Consider the following 18202-nt stretch of genomic DNA (forward strand, 5'->3'; position numbering starts at 1 on the left):
ATTCTTTGAACCATATGATCAAAGTTAAGATTTTTAGAAGCTAAAGCAAGATGCACTAAAGTGCATAGTTTTAACTACTTTTGAGACCAATAAAGTACCCTACAATCAGCAAACAAATCCCTTAACCACTAATATACTGCACATTAAATACACTTCCTCTCTTCTATTAACTTACATCAATTTCATTTCTTAACATAGGTCAAGTGTGTGAGGCATACTTTCATCCTACTTTTGTATTGTAACATTAAAGCAAAGAACAATATAAAAATAAGAACCATGAAAACTTTAAAAATAGTAATAGTACTTTTAATAGCAGGTAGTGTATCTGTATTCGCACAAAAAAAAGAAGTTAAATCTCTGGAATCAGTAGTTAAATGGACCGGAAATAAAATTGGAGGTTCACATAATGGTGAGATAAAAGTTAAAAACGGATATCTGGAATTTAACAACGATCAAATTACAAGCGGTAAAGTGGTTATTGACATGAATTCTATCACAGACCTTGATCTTGAGGATGAAGGATACAACCAAAAATTAGTAGGACACTTGAAATCTGATGATTTCTTTGGAGTAGAAAAATTTCCTACCTCATCATTTGAAGTTACAAAGGCCTCAAAATTTAAAGATGGAAAGGCAAGTGTAACAGGGACCTTAACAATTAAAGGAAAATCTGAAGAAATAACTTTTGATATTGTTAAGAAAGGAAATGAATATATTACTAAACTGGAGGTTGACAGATCGAAGTTTGATGTAAGATATGGTTCAGGATCATTTTTTGATAACCTGGGAGACAAAGTGATTGATGACATTTTTATTCTGGATATAAAACTATCCATTTAATAAAATGGTTAATAAATAGAATATCATTAATAATCCTCTGAATCAATCAACATGAACAGGAAAACATTTTTAAAGACTTTAATGGTGGCAACACCAGCAACACTTATAGGTATGAAATTAAATGCATTAAATAAACTAGCAGATTCATTTGGAGCTACACCTAAAATGCCCGCATTATTTCTTGGACATGGTAGCCCAATGAATGCCATTGAAGAAAACGAATTTGTTCAGGGTTTTAGAAAAGTATCATCTGAAATAGAAGTTCCTAAGGCAATCATCGTAGTGTCTGCCCATTGGGAATCAAGAGGAACCAAAGTTACAGCAATGGAGCATCCACAAACAATCCATGATTTTGGTGGATTTACAAAAGCATTATACGAGGTTCAGTATCCAGCACCAGGCAGTCCTGAGCTGGCCAAAGAAACACAAAGCCTGATTAAAAGTACTGATGTTCATCTGGATGATAAATGGGGTTTAGATCATGGAGCCTGGTCTGTTATCAGACACATGTATCCTAAAGCAAACATACCGGTAATTCAACTTAGTTTGGATTACTACAAAACACCTCGCGAACATTATGAATTAGCTAAAGAGCTTGCTGCGCTACGGGAAAAAGGTATACTGATAGTAGGAAGTGGTAACCTGGTTCATAATTTAGGCAGAGTAGACTGGCAAAGGTTAAATGAAAATTTTGCTTTTGACTGGGCTCAGGAGGCAACCAATAAGATGAACAACTTCATTTTAAACGGAGATCATGATAGCTTAATTAACTATTCAAAACAAGGGAAAGAATTCCAATTATCAATTCCTACCCCGGAGCACTTTTTACCATTGCTCTATGTTTTAGGCCTTCAGGAAAAGAATGAAAGCATTAGTCTTTTTAATGACGAACCGGTAGCAGGTTCATTATCGATGACATCAGTAAAAATTGGCTAACCCTATCTGTCTGAATAATTTTAGCTAAATATATTTTACAATAGAAAAAAGACTGTCCTCTTATTGGAAGACAGTCTTTTTCACAACTAATTATTTTTAACTAATCTAAAAGTTTCATCTCCCACTTTAAGTATATAATATCCTGATTTAAGATTCGTTGTACTGATATAATTTATTCCAACAAATACTTTTTCCTTTAAAATTAAACTACCTGAAATATTATAAATTGAAACAAAAGAATTTTCAGATGAGTTAATATAAATTCTGGAATCAAAATTTGTAGGATATACATCAAAACCTCCTGTTGGTTTTTCTAATATATCAGTAGGTGTATAACTATAGGTTTCACGCGAATAATTAACATATGCAGTTGAAACTTCATCCCAATTCTGAGTTATTCTTATTGAAATATTTGACGTTCCATTCTGGTAGGTGATTAAGAATAACTGACCTATATCCATTTGCCAGTTCTCATCTCCTGTGTGACTTTCATTTTTTTCTTCAGTCAAATTTCCATATTGATCATAAGTTTCTGTTGATTTTTTCCCATATGTTAACACCCCATTTGTATAATCGTTGGATATAATATAAGTCATTAATGCTGTATGATAATATTCATAATAATTCGATGAAATCCACGCAGATCCATTCCAAGACTCCTCCAACTCGGATTCTGTATCAACTGATTGCGTCCATGTCCATCTGTAGTCATTCACCCAATCCGTATCCCATATTTGATAGGTCTCTATTGTAGTTACTGGCACACCACCATTTGTGCCATCCGGATATTCACCTACCATTTTCTCTGAATTGGTATAATTAGCATCATCGTAAATATCTCCAGAACCACTATATTCCTGAAAGGTATAAGTATATGGATAACTATTATCCACATGACTACTTGCATCCCAAATAAACCAGCTTACATTTATGTAACGCCCCGAGAGTTCATAATCAGATCCATTATAAGTGTACTCAAAAGCCCCGTCTAAAATATCATTGGTATCATAAAACCATTCTGTTTTGGATTGAGGAATCCATGCTCCACCAGTTCTGTCATAATAGATTTCAGAAGTAAGTAAATCTCCTGTATAGGTATATTCTGTTTTATAGCCAGAATGCTCTACCCAACCTGAGACTTGATTATAATCGGAGTATATTTCTGAGATAATATTATCATTAGAATCATATTCAAAATCATATTTATATCCACTAGTAATTGTCCAACTGCTTCCATTCCATGAGGATGTGGTCATTTCAATTAATTCACCATAATCATTATAAGTAAACTTCTGCTGGTAAGCATCTGTAGTAATAATAATTACAGTCCCATTAGAAATTGTTTCATATTCATAGTACATCGTAGTCTCGGTATACCAAGCACTTCCATCCCACAATTCAAAAAGTATACTGGTTGGTTGGAGTTCGGCTTGTGCGCTTTTTAACTGACTTATTCCTGTTTTAATATTTACCGTTTTTTTATGAGTAAACGGATTTACTTTTTTTGCTGATAAACTAAAGCATACTAAAAATGCAAGCAGAAGAGTAATTGTCTTTTTCATAACGATATATTTAAGTAAGAGATTGCCTAATTCTATCTAATGAAAAGTACAAAATAATACACCAAAAATCAATATAGAATATTGACCTTCAATGTTTTAAAAGTCTTTATTAAGTATTTATATTACTAAAATTATCAGCTATATTAATTTAGAATTAGTTACTTAAAGTCTTTATTGTTAAAACGAATAACCTTACCATATACCATATTTATCACTACTATATTTTCACATTAAATAGCATATTCATACAAGTTTATCTTGAGGAGTATCTTTAAACTTTCACCAATCAATCTTTATGATAGTTGTATTTAAAAATGACTGATATAAAAAAACTTTCATTATTTTGGCCGCAGAAACACCCCCTGTTTTAATATTTAACATTTAACACTCGGTTTAACATGAACTCAATTTTGAACAAAAACTTATTTTTTGTAAAAGAACACGTTGGAATGTTTAAAGCAGCCAACAACTACGACATTTATGATCCTAATTCGCAAGAAATGATGATGACTTGTCGTGAAGAAAACCTTGGTTTCTTTACTAAAATGTTGCGATTTACTGATTATAAAAGGATGACACCTTTTAATATTGAAATAAAAACAGCTACTGGCGAAAAAGTTTTAACAGTAAAAAGGGGTGTTGCCTTTTTTGTATCAAAAGTTGAGGTATTTGATGAAAATGACCAATTAGTTGGAACCTTTAAGCAAAAATTCTTTTCTATCGGGGGTAAATTCAATTTATTTGATGCAAATGATAATATGCTTTGTATGCTAAAAGGTAAATGGACTAGCTGGGATTTCAGATTTATTAAAGATGAAGTTGAATTTGCTCACGTGAGCAAAAAATGGGCAGGTATTGGAAAAGAGCTTTTTACTACTGCTGATAATTATATGTTAGAAGTAGATCAAAGAGTTCCGGAAAATAGTCCGATTAGAATTATGATTCTGGCCGCTGTAATGTGCATCGATATGGTATTAAAAGAGTAGACCTAAAATATTTATAACATAGAAAGTATCAGAAGTTTATTTCTGGTACTTTTTTTATTTAGAAACAAATACACTTAAAATGGTAGGATTTATAACATTTCTTAAGAACTAAAAAACAAACAAATTCAAGTTTTATTAGTTTATTAGGAAAGCACTCAAACCGATAAAATATGTCAGATCATCATCACCATACACATCAGAATAAAAAATACGAAGCAAAAACCCTTTGGGTTGTTTTATTAACAGCTGTAACAATGGCTGTTGAAATTACTTTTGGTATAACAACCAAATCAATGGCTTTGCTTGCTGATGGAATTCATATGGGATCGCATGTATTAGCTATTGGGCTAAGTTGGTTGGCATACGTTATTGTACGAAAAGTATCTGCAAGTCAAAAATACAATGGCGATTCAAATAAAATCCTTTCATTGTCGGGATATAGCAGTGGCTTAATACTATTAATATTTGCCTTTTTTATTTTAATAGAAGCCTTTCAACGCTTTATTAATCCTGAGGTAATCATTTACAAAGATGCTATTCTGGTTGCCATTATTGGGTTGATTATAAATATTGCCAGTGCATTTCTACTACACCACGATCATGAACATTCTGACCATAACATCCGGGCCGCTTATTTACACGTAATTGCCGATGCTTTAACCAGTCTATCCGCTATTGTTGGACTTATTGTTGCGATGGTTTGGGATATTGCAATTATCGATCCAATTGTTGCTGTAATCAGTTCTATCGTAATCATTAAATGGTCAATTGGGCTATTGAAAGATAGTGGCAAAGTACTTCTTGATATTGATGATAATGAATAACTCAATACGTTTATCAAAAAGAAAGAAATTACAATAGAATAATACAGTCAAACTTTCGATTTTTTTCGTAAATTGCTCTAGCCTGTAATTACAAACCCTGAGACAATTTACTTATGGAATCAGATAATGACCATATTAAACAACTTGAAAAACGTATTGAAGCTTTAATAAAAAAGCAAAATGATTTCAGTAGTGAAATCTACATGTTAAAATTAGAGCTAAACAAAATCAAGAACAGCGTTTCGCATTCATCAACTTCTTCGCAAAATAAAAAGCATCCTGTTTCATCCTATAATGTAAACGATAGCTATACCTCAACTCAAAACATAGAAGTTGAAAAACATGCAGCACCTAAAGACTTTCATCATCAGGATAAAAAAGGCCTACATGCTGATGCTAAAAATATTAACAAAAAGAAAAGCCTTGAGAAGTTTATTGGTGAAAACCTGATGAACAAAATAGGTATTGCCATTACAATTATTGGCTTGGCCATTGGAACCAAATATTCGATAGAACATGAATTAATAAGCCCGTTAACCCGTATTATTTTAGGTTATTTATTCAGTATTTCTCTATTAATTCTTGGTATACGCTTACGTTCAAAATATGAAAATTATAGCGCTGTATTGGTAAGTGGAGCAATGGCTGCAAAATATTTCATTACATTCTCTGCCTATAACTATTTTGACCTGATACCACAAACTGTGGCTTTTATATTAATGGTAATTTTCACCATTTTTACAGTATTAGCAGCCTTATCCTACAACCTTCAGTTAATTGCACATATTGGTTTAGTTGGTGCTTATGCTATTCCTTTTTTACTGAGTAACGACAGCGGCAGAGTTGAAATATTGTTTTCCTACATTACTATAATTAATGCAGGAATACTCTATTTGTCATTTAAAAAGTATTGGAAACAGCTCTTTTATGTTTCCTTTATTTTAACATGGATCATTTACTTTGCCTGGTATATTCCGGAATATGTAGCTAACCTAAAGTTTGAGGATAACTTTGCACTTGCATTAAGTTTTTCATCTGTATTTTTCATTACTTTTTACATTACATTTTTAAGTTACAAGCTGCTTAAAAATGAAATATTTAACAAGATTGACATTGTTCTTCTTCTTACCAATTCTTTTGTGTATTATGGAATAGGTTATGTCATTTTAGATATTGCAAAGTACGATCAACTATTAGGACTATTTACTCTGGCAAATGCAATTATTCATTTTGTTGTTGCCTATACGGTATTCAAACAAAAATTAGCTGATAAAAACTTATTCCATGTTATAATAGGATTGGTTTTGGTATTTATTACCACTGCTATACCTGTTCAGTTAGAAGGCAGTTGGGTTACTTTATTATGGGCTGGTCAAGCTGCCATTTTATTCTATATCGGAAAATCAAAACGCATCGGATTTTATGAATTATTATCATACCCCATTATCATACTTGCATTTTTTAGTCTGGCACAAGATTGGATGGTAAATTATACGCCAATATACTATAGCACTGATGAGAAAATGATTCAGATTTTTAATGTAAACTTTTTAAGTTCTCTTTTATTTGTTGGAGCCTTTTCTTTCATGCAATATATCAATCATAAACACATGGATATCAACCACTCCTACCCTAAGATTTCACATATTGCCAGCTATCTAATTCCTTCAATTCTTATATTTTCCATTTATTACAGTTTCAGAATGGAAATTGCCCAATATTGGAACCAGGCCCTTGTTGATAGTAAAATTTCTTTTACTCCAGAAGGTGAAACCTATGCCACTTATCATAAAGATTACAACCTGTCTAAGTTTAAAACTATTTGGATTTTTAATTACACATTTGTTTTTCTCTCTGTATTATCCCTTTTAAATATCTTCAGGATTAAGAGCAAGCAACTGGCTCATTCACTGCTAGTAATCAATGGCATTATAATTATTTCATTTTTAATTGGCGGTATTATAGTCCTGGGAGAACTTCGTGATAGCTATGTAGAACAAACCCTGGCACAATTTTACAAAAGAGATTTTTTCTGTGTTGGTATACGTTATGTTAGTATTATACTTTTGGCATTATTGGTAATATCAAGCTTAAAACTACAACAGAAGTTCCCCTTTAAACAACATATTTATAGCTACTTCGAGCTATTTATACATGGTATTATTTTAACCATTTTAAGCAATGAATTAATAACCTGGCTATCCATTAATAATGCAGAAGTAGCTTATAAAACCGGTTTAAGCATATTGTGGGGAGCCTATTCTTTAATCATGATTGTTATTGGCATAATCCAAAAGAAACAATATGTAAGGATTGCTTCGATGGCAATATTTGCTGTTACTTTAATAAAACTGTTTTATTATGATTTGTCAAACCTTGATACGCTTCAAAAAACAATTGTTTTTGTGTCTCTTGGTGTATTTTTATTAATCATTTCCTTTTTATACAATAAATATAAAAACATCATTAATGAGTAATCTGGCCAAATCAACTCTTCTTTTGTGTATAACTCTGTTTTTACCCATACAATCATGGGCTAAAATGGATGATTATAAATACAAAAGAGCATTAGAAATAACAGACAAATGGCACGCTATTTTATTACCGAAAGATATTTATGGTAAAACATTACAAAATCTGTATGATATCCGAATTTATGGCATCACAGCCAACAATGATACTATTGAAGCACCATATATACTTAAAGCTAACAAACCAAAGACTGTTTATTCCGATTTTCCGTTTAAAGTAATGAACACTACTAAAAAGGATAATCTGCATTATATAACATTTAAGTCCAATGATCCACATACAATTAATAACATTCAGCTAAAATTTGAAAATGCTAATTTCGATTGGCATGTTAAGCTGCAAGGTAGTAATGATCAAAGCAACTGGTTTACAATCATTAATGATTACAGAATATTATCCATTAGTAATGAGGAGATTGAATACAATTATACGAAAGTTACTTTTCCGCCTTCTGAATATAAATATTTCAGGTTGGAAATTCCATCTAAAGAAAAACCAATATTAAAAGATGCGAAACTTACTCGTTTAGATAAACAAAATGGAATTGCTGATACTGTATCAATCGATCATAAGGATATGGTAATTGATGAAAAAGAAACAAAGACAGAAATCGCCATCAAATTAGCAGACTTTATAAGAACTTCTGAAGTGGAAGTTGATATTTTAAACGACTTTGAATATTATAGAGATATTACAATCAAGTATATTAAAGACAGCGTAAAAACTGAATCTGATTGGGTATACCAAACAGAAATACTTTCTAAAGAAAAACTTAACTCTTTAGAGGAGTCAAAATTTTCGTTTAAAAGCACTAACCTCAACAACCTCATTATTACAATAAAAAATGACCACAACCAACGTTTAAACATTAACAAAATAAAACTCATTTGTTATCAACATTTATTAATGGCACGTTTTACTCAAGATGCAAAATACTATTTGTGCTATGGTAAAAAATGGGAAAGTAAGCCTGATTATGATATCGTAAATTTTAAAAATCAAATTCCTGAAAATATAAAACCAATTCCTGTTGGAAAAGAAGAAGTAATTAACATACATAATAATCGCATTGTAAAACCGTTATTTAATAAATACTGGCTTTGGGCAATAATGTTTGTCATAATACTTTTGCTTGGTTGGTCATCTAAACAGTTAATTAATAAAACAAAAGAATAAATGCTTAAATACCTAACTCCTTTCTTTTTAACACTTATCAATTTGGTATGCATTGCTCAAAGCAATGATGCTGAAGTATTGAAATTTAATACTTCAGTCGATTATAATGGTAGAAACATAAAAGAATCATACGAATTCGAAATACAGATAAACAATGGTGCTGGCACAAAATATGCTGAAATAGAAATTTACTTCCAGGATAAGAATCCACCTAAAGATTTAGAAGCTGAAATATATGATGTATTTGGAAATAAAATCAGATCGCTCAAGAAAAAGGAAATTGTAACTACAACGCCATGGAGTAGCAGTGAGTTTCATACAGACAGACGTATACAAACTTTTGACTTAATACATAATCGATTCCCATATATTATAAAATACAGCTACTCCATAAATATCAATAATTATATTTCTCTGGTGAGTTGGAATCCCATTCTTGATCCCAAAATTAAAACTCAACATTCAAAACTCACCCTTCAGGTTCCGGAGGATACACCCTTAAATATTTTTCAGCAACAAATGGACTCTGCTAAAGTAGAGCACATAGAGGGAAAAGATATATACTCATGGAATTTGGATAATTATATCACACCAAAAAATGAATCCTACGCTCCTCACATTAACACAACTGCACCAACAGTTGAAGTTATGCCGAAAAACTTCTATTATGATATACCTGGCACAGCAAGTTCCTGGATAGATTTTGGAAATTGGAAATATGAAATCATTAAAAACCTGGAAGAATTAACGCCCTCCGAAATTAAAAAAGTTCATCAGTTAACAGATACAATTAGTAATATAACCGATAAAATAAAAACTTTATACCACTACATGCAGGATAATACAAGATATATCCTGGTATCACTGGAGGAAGGCGGTCTGGTTCCTTACCCTGCAACTTATGTTTGCTCAAACCGATTTGGTGATTGTAAGGCGCTTTCAAATTACATGAGGGCATTATTAAACGAAATTGGTGTGGATTCTTATTATACGTCTATCTATTCCGGATTAAAACCTGCTCCTGTTAATGCAGATTTCCCATCCCATCAATCCAATCACATTATACTTTGCGTACCTATGCAGAAAGATACCATCTGGTTAGAATGCACAGACAAAACTGCTCCTTTTAACTATTTAGGTTCTTATACTCAAAATCGATTGGCTTTAACTATTCAGGAAAATAAAAGCCAATTAGTACAAACTCCCAAACATAATATTAATAATGCGTTAGAATCCTATACCACTCATGTAAAAATAAATAAGGAAAATAATGTTACGTTTGACTGCAAAGGAAAAGTTAAGGGTAATGAATTTGACCGATTGAAATCATTTGATACCCAACTCTCCTCTAAAGATAAAGAACAATACATTGATCATATTGGGTTAATTGGAAAAGCCGACATATTAGATTTTAAGATTTCAAGGCCTAACAGAGATTCAACTTGGTTAAATATTGATCTTAACGGAACGTCTCAATCAATATCCCAAAATATTGGTAACAAACATTTATTACAACCTTTTAAGTCCTTAAAAAATTACCTGGAAGAACCCAAAGAAAGAGTAAATGACTTATATATTTTTTACCCTATAAATAATTGTGATACTTTGATTTATGAATTTCCTGAAAACATAAAAGAAGTAAAGGGATTAACAGAAATTACCATTGACTCTCCCTTTGGCAGTTATTCACGATCGTTCCATATCAAAGAAAATAAATTAATTATTTGCAGAACGATTCAAGTAAATCAGGGATATTATCCCAAAGAAAAATACAAGGATTTTTATGAATTCTACATCAAATCGGTAAACACTGACAATCAAAAAGTAATTATTAATTAATCATAAAAAAACTCTAAAACTACAATCTATAATTATGAACAAAATCTGGTACTTATTAAGCTTATTATTCCTGTTTATTCCAATACTATCCAATGCTCAAAAGGCTCCTGAAAAAGCAGAAGCGGATATGTATATTGAAAAATGTGACTTTGAACCTGACGCTCCGGCGGTTGTACTCTTCGATAAGGGAAATATATTTTTTCTTAGAGAGGAAGGTGGTTTTGATATAAAATATACGAGACATAAAAGAGTGAAGATTTTTAAAGAAGCGGCTTTTGATCAGGGAGAAATTAAAATACCTCTTTACATTGGTGACACTGATGTTGAAGTTGTTAAAGACATAAAAGCAACAACTTATTATTACGATGGAAAAAGTATTGAAAAAACAGTACTTGATCCGGATCAAATATTTGAAGAACCCATCAATAAACATTGGTACCAGAAAAAATTTGCAATGCCAAACTTAAAAGAAGGTTGTGTTGTGGATTATGAGTACACTGTCATTTCTCCTTTTATTTTTAACCTTCCGGATTGGGATTTCCAGAATGATATACCTACAATTTACAGTGAATATCAAACCAACATGATTCCTTTTTACACCTATACCTATCGTGCCCAAGGATTTACAGCCTTTGATATTTTTGAGAGTGGAGAAAGTAAAGGTTTAGACAGGCAGTTTATGAATCTGACTTTCAGAGATATGAATTATACTTTTGGTATGAAAAATATTCCATCGTTCAATGATGAGAGTTTCATTAGCTCAAAAGAAGATTATATCAAAAAAATTGATTTCCAGTTGTCTGAAATAAACTATCCGTCAGGCTATTCTAAAAAAGTTTTAACAACATGGCCAGCTTTAGCTAAAGATCTAATGGATCTTCCTGAGTTTGGGATATACCTTAAAAAATCCACAAAAATAGGAAGTAAGGAATTTACTCACCTTCAGAGCCAAAGCGATATGGAAAAGATCGAATCTGTTTTAAAGTATATGAAATCTAATTATAAGTACAACGGCAGAAACAGTTATGCCGCATCAGAAAGCATAAAGGATTTTATTAACTTAAAAACCGGTAATAGTGCTAATATTAACCTCTTGGCCTTGGGTATTTTACAAAGTCTTAATGTAGATTGTAAGCCAGTTATAATAAGTACCCGTGATCATGGAAAAGTATATGAAGATTTTCCGTTTGCTGATTTTTTCAATGATGTATTAATCATAGCAACTGTGGGCGACAAAAAAATGATTCTGGATGCAACAGATCCATACTGCCCTACAAACCTAATTCCGGCAAATTGTTGCAATGGAAAAGGTTTTATTGTTGATGAAGCAGAAGAAAAATGGGCTAATATATATAACAATTTGCCTTCTCACGATATGACATCATTATCATATAGTTATAATCCGGAAACAAACCAACTAGAAGGAAGTGCCAGGGTAAAAACAACCGGACATATTGCAATTTCTGAGAGGAAAAGATATACATCTAATGAAGAAAAATTTGTGGATCACCTTAATTCTGATGGGTTAAAAGTTAAAGACGATATTACCGTTAATGCAGAAGAGAAAGAAGGTCAGTTTAATTATAGTTTCGATTTCACAAGCAGTGTTGATCAAATTGAGAACCAGATTATAATTAATCCTTTTATGAAACTACCTGTACAGGATAATCCATTTAAACAAAAGGAAAGAGATTACAGTATAGACTTCGTTTATCCTTTTGTTAGAAATTTTCAGGTAAACATAAAATTACCAGATGGTTATAAGATCGAAAAACTACCAATTGATGTAAGTAGAAACACTAAAAACATTGCATTTAGTTATAAAATAACCCAGTTAGAGAACAACACATTTGTTATTTCTAGTAATTATCAAATCAAAAAACCCATTTACCCTTCTTCAACATACAACGAACTTAAGTCCTTTTATAAATTAGTAACAGAACAACTTAATCAAAGTATCGTAGTTACAAAAATCTAATATTTCTTGAACTTATCATTTCAGAACTCAAACTAATTGAACTTTATCTTATTCATATTAGTTTGAGTTTTTTTTATAACATTATTTAAATCTTTCAATTACATCTATTATTACTTCTTTATTAAATTGAGCTCTGATTTATTATTAATAACATAAAAAGTCACTATATGAAGCATCTTTTAAAAATTTCACTAATTACAATTTTTACATTGGGGGTTTCTTTTTCGGCCATGAGTGTTGAAAAAAAAGTTCTGAATCATACCAACTATGATTCTTGGAAATCAATAGATAAAGACTTTATTATATCCCACAACGGAAAATTCATTTCCTATGTAATTTCACCTCAAATTGGGGATTCCTATTTATATATTTATGATGTAGCCAATGGAAAACTTGATTCAATACCAAGAGGAAAAACACCACAATTTTCTGTTGAAAACGACTTTGTTGCTTTTAATGTCAAAGCTCAAAACGATTCTATTAGGGCTCTAAAACTTAAAAAAACGAAAAAGGATAAGCTTCCTAAAGACTCTCTTTTTATAAAGAATTTAATATCCGGAGATATTTCAAAAATTCCGAATTTAAAATCATGGAAATTACCTGAAGATGGCGGTAATTGGTTGGCCTACATGATTGAAAAAAAGAAAGAAGAGCCAAAAGACACCGCTGAGGTAAAAGAAAAAGGGGAAAAATCAGATAAAAAAGACAAGGATAAAAAGGCTAAAGAGTTTAAATCAGAAGGTAATCCTCTTGTATTATATCGTCCGGTAAGTGGAGATAGTTTATTTGTTGAAAAAGTATCGTTTTACGAAATAGCCAACAACGGAAGTGGAGCATACCTTGTTCAAAGCACAGGCGATACCACAGAAGTATCAAAAGTGCTTCGTTTTGATGCACAAACTTTTACTATTGATACCATTTTCAAAAAGATTGGTAAAATTGAGAAGCTCGCAAGTGATTATACAGCAAGTCAGTGTGCATTTTTATTTTCGGATGATACGAGTAAAGTCAAAGTTGACCAGCTATACTATTACAGAACAAAGCTCGATGCTCCAAACATGATTCTGGATACTATTGATGCCTCCCTACCTTCCGAATGGTCTGCTCTTTCAAAAGGCGAATTAAACTTCTCTCGCGACGGTAGTAAGTTATTTTTTGGCGCAGGAAAAAGGCCTCATGAAGAACCCAAAGATACATTAACTGATGATGAAAAAATACATGTTGATGTATGGAACTGGAAGGATATTGAGATTCAACCAATGCAAAAGAAAAACCTTAAGAAAGATAAGGATCCTGCCTACAAATGTGTCTATTTGGTTAAGCAAAATAAAATAGTTCAACTCGAATCAAAAGATTTTCGCTCTGTAAAAATTCCTGACAGGGGAAATTCAAATATTGGTTTTAGTTATGTAAGCACACCTTATAAAAGAGCACAATCCTGGTCTGGAAGATGGTCGAATGATATTTACAAAGTGGATATACTCACAGGTCAAAAGCAATTGATAGAAAAAGATATAAACGGAACAAGTGAAATATCAAAGTCTGGAAAATGGCTTGTCTACTATGATCAGGCAGATAGTGCTTATTATGCCTACAATACTCTTAAAGGATCAAAATCATTGATCAGCAAAGGCGTTAAGATTTCATGGGTAGATGAACTTAATGATTCGCCTACTGATGCTGATGCTTACGGAATTGTGGACTTTACAAAAGATGATAAAAGTGTTATTGTTTATGACAGATTCGATATCTGGCAACTGGACTTATCAGGAAAGTTAGCCCCTGTATGTTTAACCAATAGTTTGGGTAGAAAACTGAACACTAGTTTTAGAGTGATTAAGCTGGATAAAGATGAACTCTTTATTGATATAAATAAAGAACTACTCTTAAGATCATTTAATGAAATTAATAAACAGTCGGGCTTTTATAGCTTAAACAAGAACAAAACAGAAAAGATCATTGAAGGGGATTACAATATTTACAATCCTCTAAAAGCTAAAAATGCAGAAACCTATATCTGGAGAAAATCAACTTTTAAATCATATCCGGAATTAAGAATTAGTGACAAATCTTTTAACCATGATGTTGTTATATCTAATACAAATCCACAACAAAAAGATTTTAATTGGGGAGATATACAACTTGTTGATTGGGTAGCTTCAGATGGACTAAAACATCAGGGTTTATTAATCACTCCAGAAGACCTTGATACTTCAAAGAAATATCCGATGATCTCCTACTTCTATGAGCGTTATTCAGATGAGTTGCACAAGTACTACCGTCCTGCACCTAGCCGCTCAACTGTGAACTGGAGTTTTTATGCATCCAATGGCTATGTACTTTTTATTCCAGATATCTTTTATCGTACAGGTGATCCGGGATTATGTGCATATGAAGCAGTCGTTAGTGGATCTTCAGCGATGGCAGATCGCTTTAGTTTTATTGATCGTGATCATATGGGAATTCAAGGACAAAGTTGGGGTGGTTATCAGGTGGCTTTTCTTGTTACCCGAACCAACTTATTTAAGGCGGCAATGGCCGGTGCACCTGTAAGCAATATGACAAGTGCCTATGGAGGTATTCGATGGGGTACTGGTATGAGCCGCATGTTCCAGTATGAGCATACACAAAGTAGAATTGGAGGTACGCTTTGGAATAAAATGAATAAGTACATCGAAAATTCCCCGGTATTTTTTGCGCCACAGGTTGAAACGCCATTACTGATCATGCATAATGATAACGACGGAGCTGTTCCATGGTATCAGGGAATTGAATATTTTATGGCACTGCGCCGACTAAATAAACCTGCCTGGTTATTAGTGTATAACAACGAAGAACACAACCTTACACGAAGAGCCAATTCAAAAGATTTAAGCCGACGAATGATGCAATTTTTTGATCACTATCTAAAAGAAAAAGCAATACCCGTATGGATGAATGACGGTGTTCCGGCAATTAAAAAGGGAGAAGATTTAGGTTATGATCTGGTAGAAGAATAAAAATTCTTAATCCTGAATTATAAAACAAGAAAAGGCGTCTCATTGGACGCCTTTTCTATAATATTTTGCTTTACTACAAATTAGTTTAAAAGCTCTGCTAATTTTTCTTCAAGAGCAGCACCTCTAAGATTTTTTGCAATAATTTTTCCATCTTTATCTAATAATAAAGTAAAAGGAATACCTTGAACTCCGTATGTTTGAGCGATATCACCTTTTGCATCAATTACATGATTCCAAACTAAGCCATCATCTGATACAGCCTTTTTCCAAGCAGCAGAATCACGATCTAAAGAAACACTTAATACATCAAATCCTTTAGAACCAAATGTATTATATGCTTTCACAACATTAGGATTTTCTGCTCTACAAGGCTTACACCATGATGCCCAAAAATCAACCAATAAATATTTACCTTGTAATGAAGACAATGAAATAGATGCACCATCGATACTTTCTAAAGTAAATTCAGGAGCTACAGCACCAATTTCTGTTGCTTTTTTAGCATTCTCAGCTTTCTCAACGTTTGCTAAAGATTCTTTTAAACTGGTAACATACATATGGTCTCCTAAGTTAGCTTCCAACTGACCTACAACTTCCTTAAACTCTTCGAATTCCATATAGCTTGCAGTCTGATTTGCTAAATAAGCAGCAACAACACTACTTGTGTTATCTTTAACGAATTGAACAAAGTAAGCCTTTTGTTTTTCCATTATTGCATTTGCTTCAGCTTTCAATGCTTCCATTGTATCTTTGTCATTAGACATCATTGCTTTTTGAAAGTCTGCTTGAAGCTCATCTAATGTTTCTCTTCCCGGTAACTCTTTTACAAAAGTATTAAATACATCATTTGTAGTAGATCCGGTAACTTCAGCATCAGCAATTTTATCTTTGTCTGCTACTGTGATGTTGATATTTCCGTTTTCACCAAATAACATAATTGGTGTCTTCATATCATCAATAAATACTAAATATACCTGAGGTACCTCTTCACTTCCTGTAAAAGTAAATTTTCCCTGAACTATTTGAGTAGTATCAATAGATACTGGTCTACCATTTTCAATCTTTGAAAGGACTGCTTGTCCATCTTCTACACCTTCGATTGTTCCCTCAATGGTGTATTGTTTTTGCTGACAAGCAACAAAAGATATGGCTAATAAAGCCACTAGTAGTAATTGTTTCATTATTCGCATTTTTAATTTATTGTCTCTGTTAATTGGTTCTGTATATAAACCTGTATCTATAATTATTATTTTAGTGATGTATTAAAATACATATTTAACAATTCCTGTGCAGCAGCAAATGAGCTGGTTTCTTCATTAGTAACTTTATCCTCCAGGATTGCAATTTCCTTGGCAATTTCTTTATTGTGATAAAAATTGGATTGCAATGCTTCATTTATGGATTCAAACATCCAGTATTTAGCTTGTTCACTACGACGCTTTGCAAAATAACCATTTTCCTTAGTTTTATCAGCATACTTTAGAACCATGTCCCATAAATCTGAAATTCCTTGTTGTTCCAAAGCTGAACATGTTTTCACTTCAGGAATCCAACCTGATTTTGTTGGTGGAAACAAGTGAAGTGCACTGGTATATTCAGCCTGAGCCATAGTTGCTTTCTTAATGTTATTACCGTCAGCTTTATTAATAGCAATCGCATCAGCCATTTCCATAATACCACGTTTAATTCCTTGTAACTCATCACCTGCACCTGCAAGCATGATGAGCAGAAAGAAATCAACCATTGAATGTACAGCAGTTTCCGACTGTCCAACTCCCACTGTTTCAATAAAAATAGTATCAAAACCAGCAGCCTCACATAAAATAATTGTTTCTCTGGTTTTTCGAGCCACACCTCCAAGCGATCCTGCCGAAGGAGAAGGACGTATATAGGCATTATCTTGTGCTGATAATTCCTCCATACGGGTTTTATCACCTAATATACTACCTTTAGAACGTTCACTACTTGGATCTATTGCCAAAACAGCTAATTTTCCTCCCTGTTTTATTATGTACATTCCCAAAGCTTCAATCAAAGTACTCTTTCCTGCCCCAGGTACACCAGTAATTCCTAAACGAAGAGAATTTCCTGTAAACGGCAAACACTTTTCAATAATCTGTTGGGCTAATTTCTGATGATCAGGTCGCGAACTTTCCACTAAAGTAACAGCCTGACTTAATAATCGAATATCTCCCTTTCTGATACCTTCAAAAAATTCATCTACTGAAGGTAATTTTCTCTTTTTTTGTAAGAAACGTTTTGCAGCAGCAGAGTTAACCGTTTGCACCTGCTCAACCCCTTTATTTACCACCAGGTTTTTAAAATCTTCGTGATTTTCTATATGATCGTCGTGATGCATGCTTTTTTATCTTTAAAATTGATGCGAATTTACATTTTATAACTCACTTAACCCAAGCATTGAGTTTATTATATTTTTACACTATCAACCGACTAAAGTCTGGATATTAAAAATTATCTTCTGTAACGCCCATAAACAGGGCGTTCGTTTTTTAATTAAAAATCAGACCCC

12 protein-coding genes are annotated in these 18202 nt (G+C 32.5%); 9 read left to right on the plus strand and 3 right to left on the minus strand.

Translation table 11 applies throughout. From position 1 onward, the window contains the following. Window positions 1-276: 276 nt before the first annotated feature. The gene (locus OM075_RS22110; protein ID WP_301192736.1) at window positions 277-840 is read left to right on the plus strand and encodes a YceI family protein; all 564 of its coding nucleotides are present in this window, start codon (window positions 277-279) and stop codon (window positions 838-840) included. Window positions 841-891: 51 nt separating this feature from the next. Further along, a complete protein-coding gene (ygiD, locus tag OM075_RS22115) occupies window positions 892-1776 on the plus strand; it encodes a 4,5-DOPA-extradiol-dioxygenase (protein WP_301192737.1) in 885 nt (294 codons plus the stop codon). Between the two features lie 86 nt (window positions 1777-1862). On the opposite strand, the gene OM075_RS22120 is transcribed toward ygiD, so the two are convergent. Next, window positions 1863-3338 (minus strand): T9SS type A sorting domain-containing protein, encoded by a 1476-nt coding sequence (locus OM075_RS22120; RefSeq protein ID WP_301192738.1) that lies wholly within the window; start codon window positions 3336-3338, stop codon window positions 1863-1865. Between the two features lie 398 nt (window positions 3339-3736). Between OM075_RS22120 and OM075_RS22125 the strand changes: the two genes are divergently transcribed. From OM075_RS22125 to OM075_RS22155, 7 genes are all read left to right on the plus strand, one after another. Then, window positions 3737-4324, plus strand: a complete 588-nt coding sequence (locus tag OM075_RS22125; RefSeq protein WP_301192739.1) for an LURP-one-related family protein — start codon at window positions 3737-3739, stop codon at window positions 4322-4324. Window positions 4325-4494: 170 nt separating this feature from the next. Next, complete coding sequence (locus OM075_RS22130) at window positions 4495-5148, plus strand: cation diffusion facilitator family transporter (RefSeq protein ID WP_301192740.1); 654 nt, start codon at window positions 4495-4497, stop codon at window positions 5146-5148. Window positions 5149-5261: 113 nt separating this feature from the next. Further along, window positions 5262-7625 carry a DUF2339 domain-containing protein gene (locus OM075_RS22135; protein ID WP_301192741.1) on the plus strand — a complete coding sequence of 788 codons (2364 nt, stop codon included), beginning with the start codon at window positions 5262-5264 and terminating at the stop codon, window positions 7623-7625. Beyond that, window positions 7618-8856: a discoidin domain-containing protein gene (locus OM075_RS22140; protein WP_301192742.1), complete on the plus strand. Its 1239-nt coding sequence runs from the start codon at window positions 7618-7620 to the stop codon at window positions 8854-8856. Before OM075_RS22135 ends, OM075_RS22140 begins: the two co-directional genes overlap by 8 nt. Further along, complete coding sequence (locus OM075_RS22145; RefSeq protein WP_301192743.1) at window positions 8857-10695, plus strand: DUF3858 domain-containing protein; 1839 nt, start codon at window positions 8857-8859, stop codon at window positions 10693-10695. 34 nt (window positions 10696-10729) lie between these two features. Beyond that, window positions 10730-12673 (plus strand): DUF3858 domain-containing protein, encoded by a 1944-nt coding sequence (locus OM075_RS22150; protein WP_301192744.1) that lies wholly within the window; start codon window positions 10730-10732, stop codon window positions 12671-12673. 167 nt (window positions 12674-12840) lie between these two features. Continuing rightward, the gene (locus OM075_RS22155) at window positions 12841-15672 is read left to right on the plus strand and encodes a S9 family peptidase (protein WP_301192745.1); all 2832 of its coding nucleotides are present in this window, start codon (window positions 12841-12843) and stop codon (window positions 15670-15672) included. Between the two features lie 80 nt (window positions 15673-15752). Here OM075_RS22155 and OM075_RS22160 read toward each other — a convergent pair whose 3' ends face one another. Further along, window positions 15753-16853, minus strand: a complete 1101-nt coding sequence (locus OM075_RS22160) for a TlpA disulfide reductase family protein (RefSeq protein WP_301192746.1) — start codon at window positions 16851-16853, stop codon at window positions 15753-15755. Window positions 16854-16918: 65 nt separating this feature from the next. After that, window positions 16919-18031, minus strand: a complete 1113-nt coding sequence (gene meaB, locus OM075_RS22165) for a methylmalonyl Co-A mutase-associated GTPase MeaB (protein ID WP_301192747.1) — start codon at window positions 18029-18031, stop codon at window positions 16919-16921. Window positions 18032-18202: the final 171 nt, after the last annotated feature.

The organism is Plebeiibacterium sediminum, assembly GCF_026013605.1.
Classification (GTDB): domain Bacteria; phylum Bacteroidota; class Bacteroidia; order Bacteroidales; family Marinilabiliaceae; genus Saccharicrinis; species Saccharicrinis sediminus.

Coding starts and splice junctions, on each gene's coding strand:
- OM075_RS22110 (WP_301192736.1), top strand. CDS start 277: ATGAAAACTTTAAAAATAGTAATAGTACTTTTAATAGCAGGTAGTGTA.
- ygiD (WP_301192737.1), top strand. CDS start 892: ATGAACAGGAAAACATTTTTAAAGACTTTAATGGTGGCAACACCAGCA.
- OM075_RS22120 (WP_301192738.1), bottom strand. CDS start 3,338: ATGAAAAAGACAATTACTCTTCTGCTTGCATTTTTAGTATGCTTTAGT.
- OM075_RS22125 (WP_301192739.1), top strand. CDS start 3,737: ATGAACTCAATTTTGAACAAAAACTTATTTTTTGTAAAAGAACACGTT.
- OM075_RS22130 (WP_301192740.1), top strand. CDS start 4,495: ATGTCAGATCATCATCACCATACACATCAGAATAAAAAATACGAAGCA.
- OM075_RS22135 (WP_301192741.1), top strand. CDS start 5,262: ATGGAATCAGATAATGACCATATTAAACAACTTGAAAAACGTATTGAA.
- OM075_RS22140 (WP_301192742.1), top strand. CDS start 7,618: ATGAGTAATCTGGCCAAATCAACTCTTCTTTTGTGTATAACTCTGTTT.
- OM075_RS22145 (WP_301192743.1), top strand. CDS start 8,857: ATGCTTAAATACCTAACTCCTTTCTTTTTAACACTTATCAATTTGGTA.
- OM075_RS22150 (WP_301192744.1), top strand. CDS start 10,730: ATGAACAAAATCTGGTACTTATTAAGCTTATTATTCCTGTTTATTCCA.
- OM075_RS22155 (WP_301192745.1), top strand. CDS start 12,841: ATGAAGCATCTTTTAAAAATTTCACTAATTACAATTTTTACATTGGGG.
- OM075_RS22160 (WP_301192746.1), bottom strand. CDS start 16,853: ATGAAACAATTACTACTAGTGGCTTTATTAGCCATATCTTTTGTTGCT.
- meaB (WP_301192747.1), bottom strand. CDS start 18,031: ATGCATCACGACGATCATATAGAAAATCACGAAGATTTTAAAAACCTG.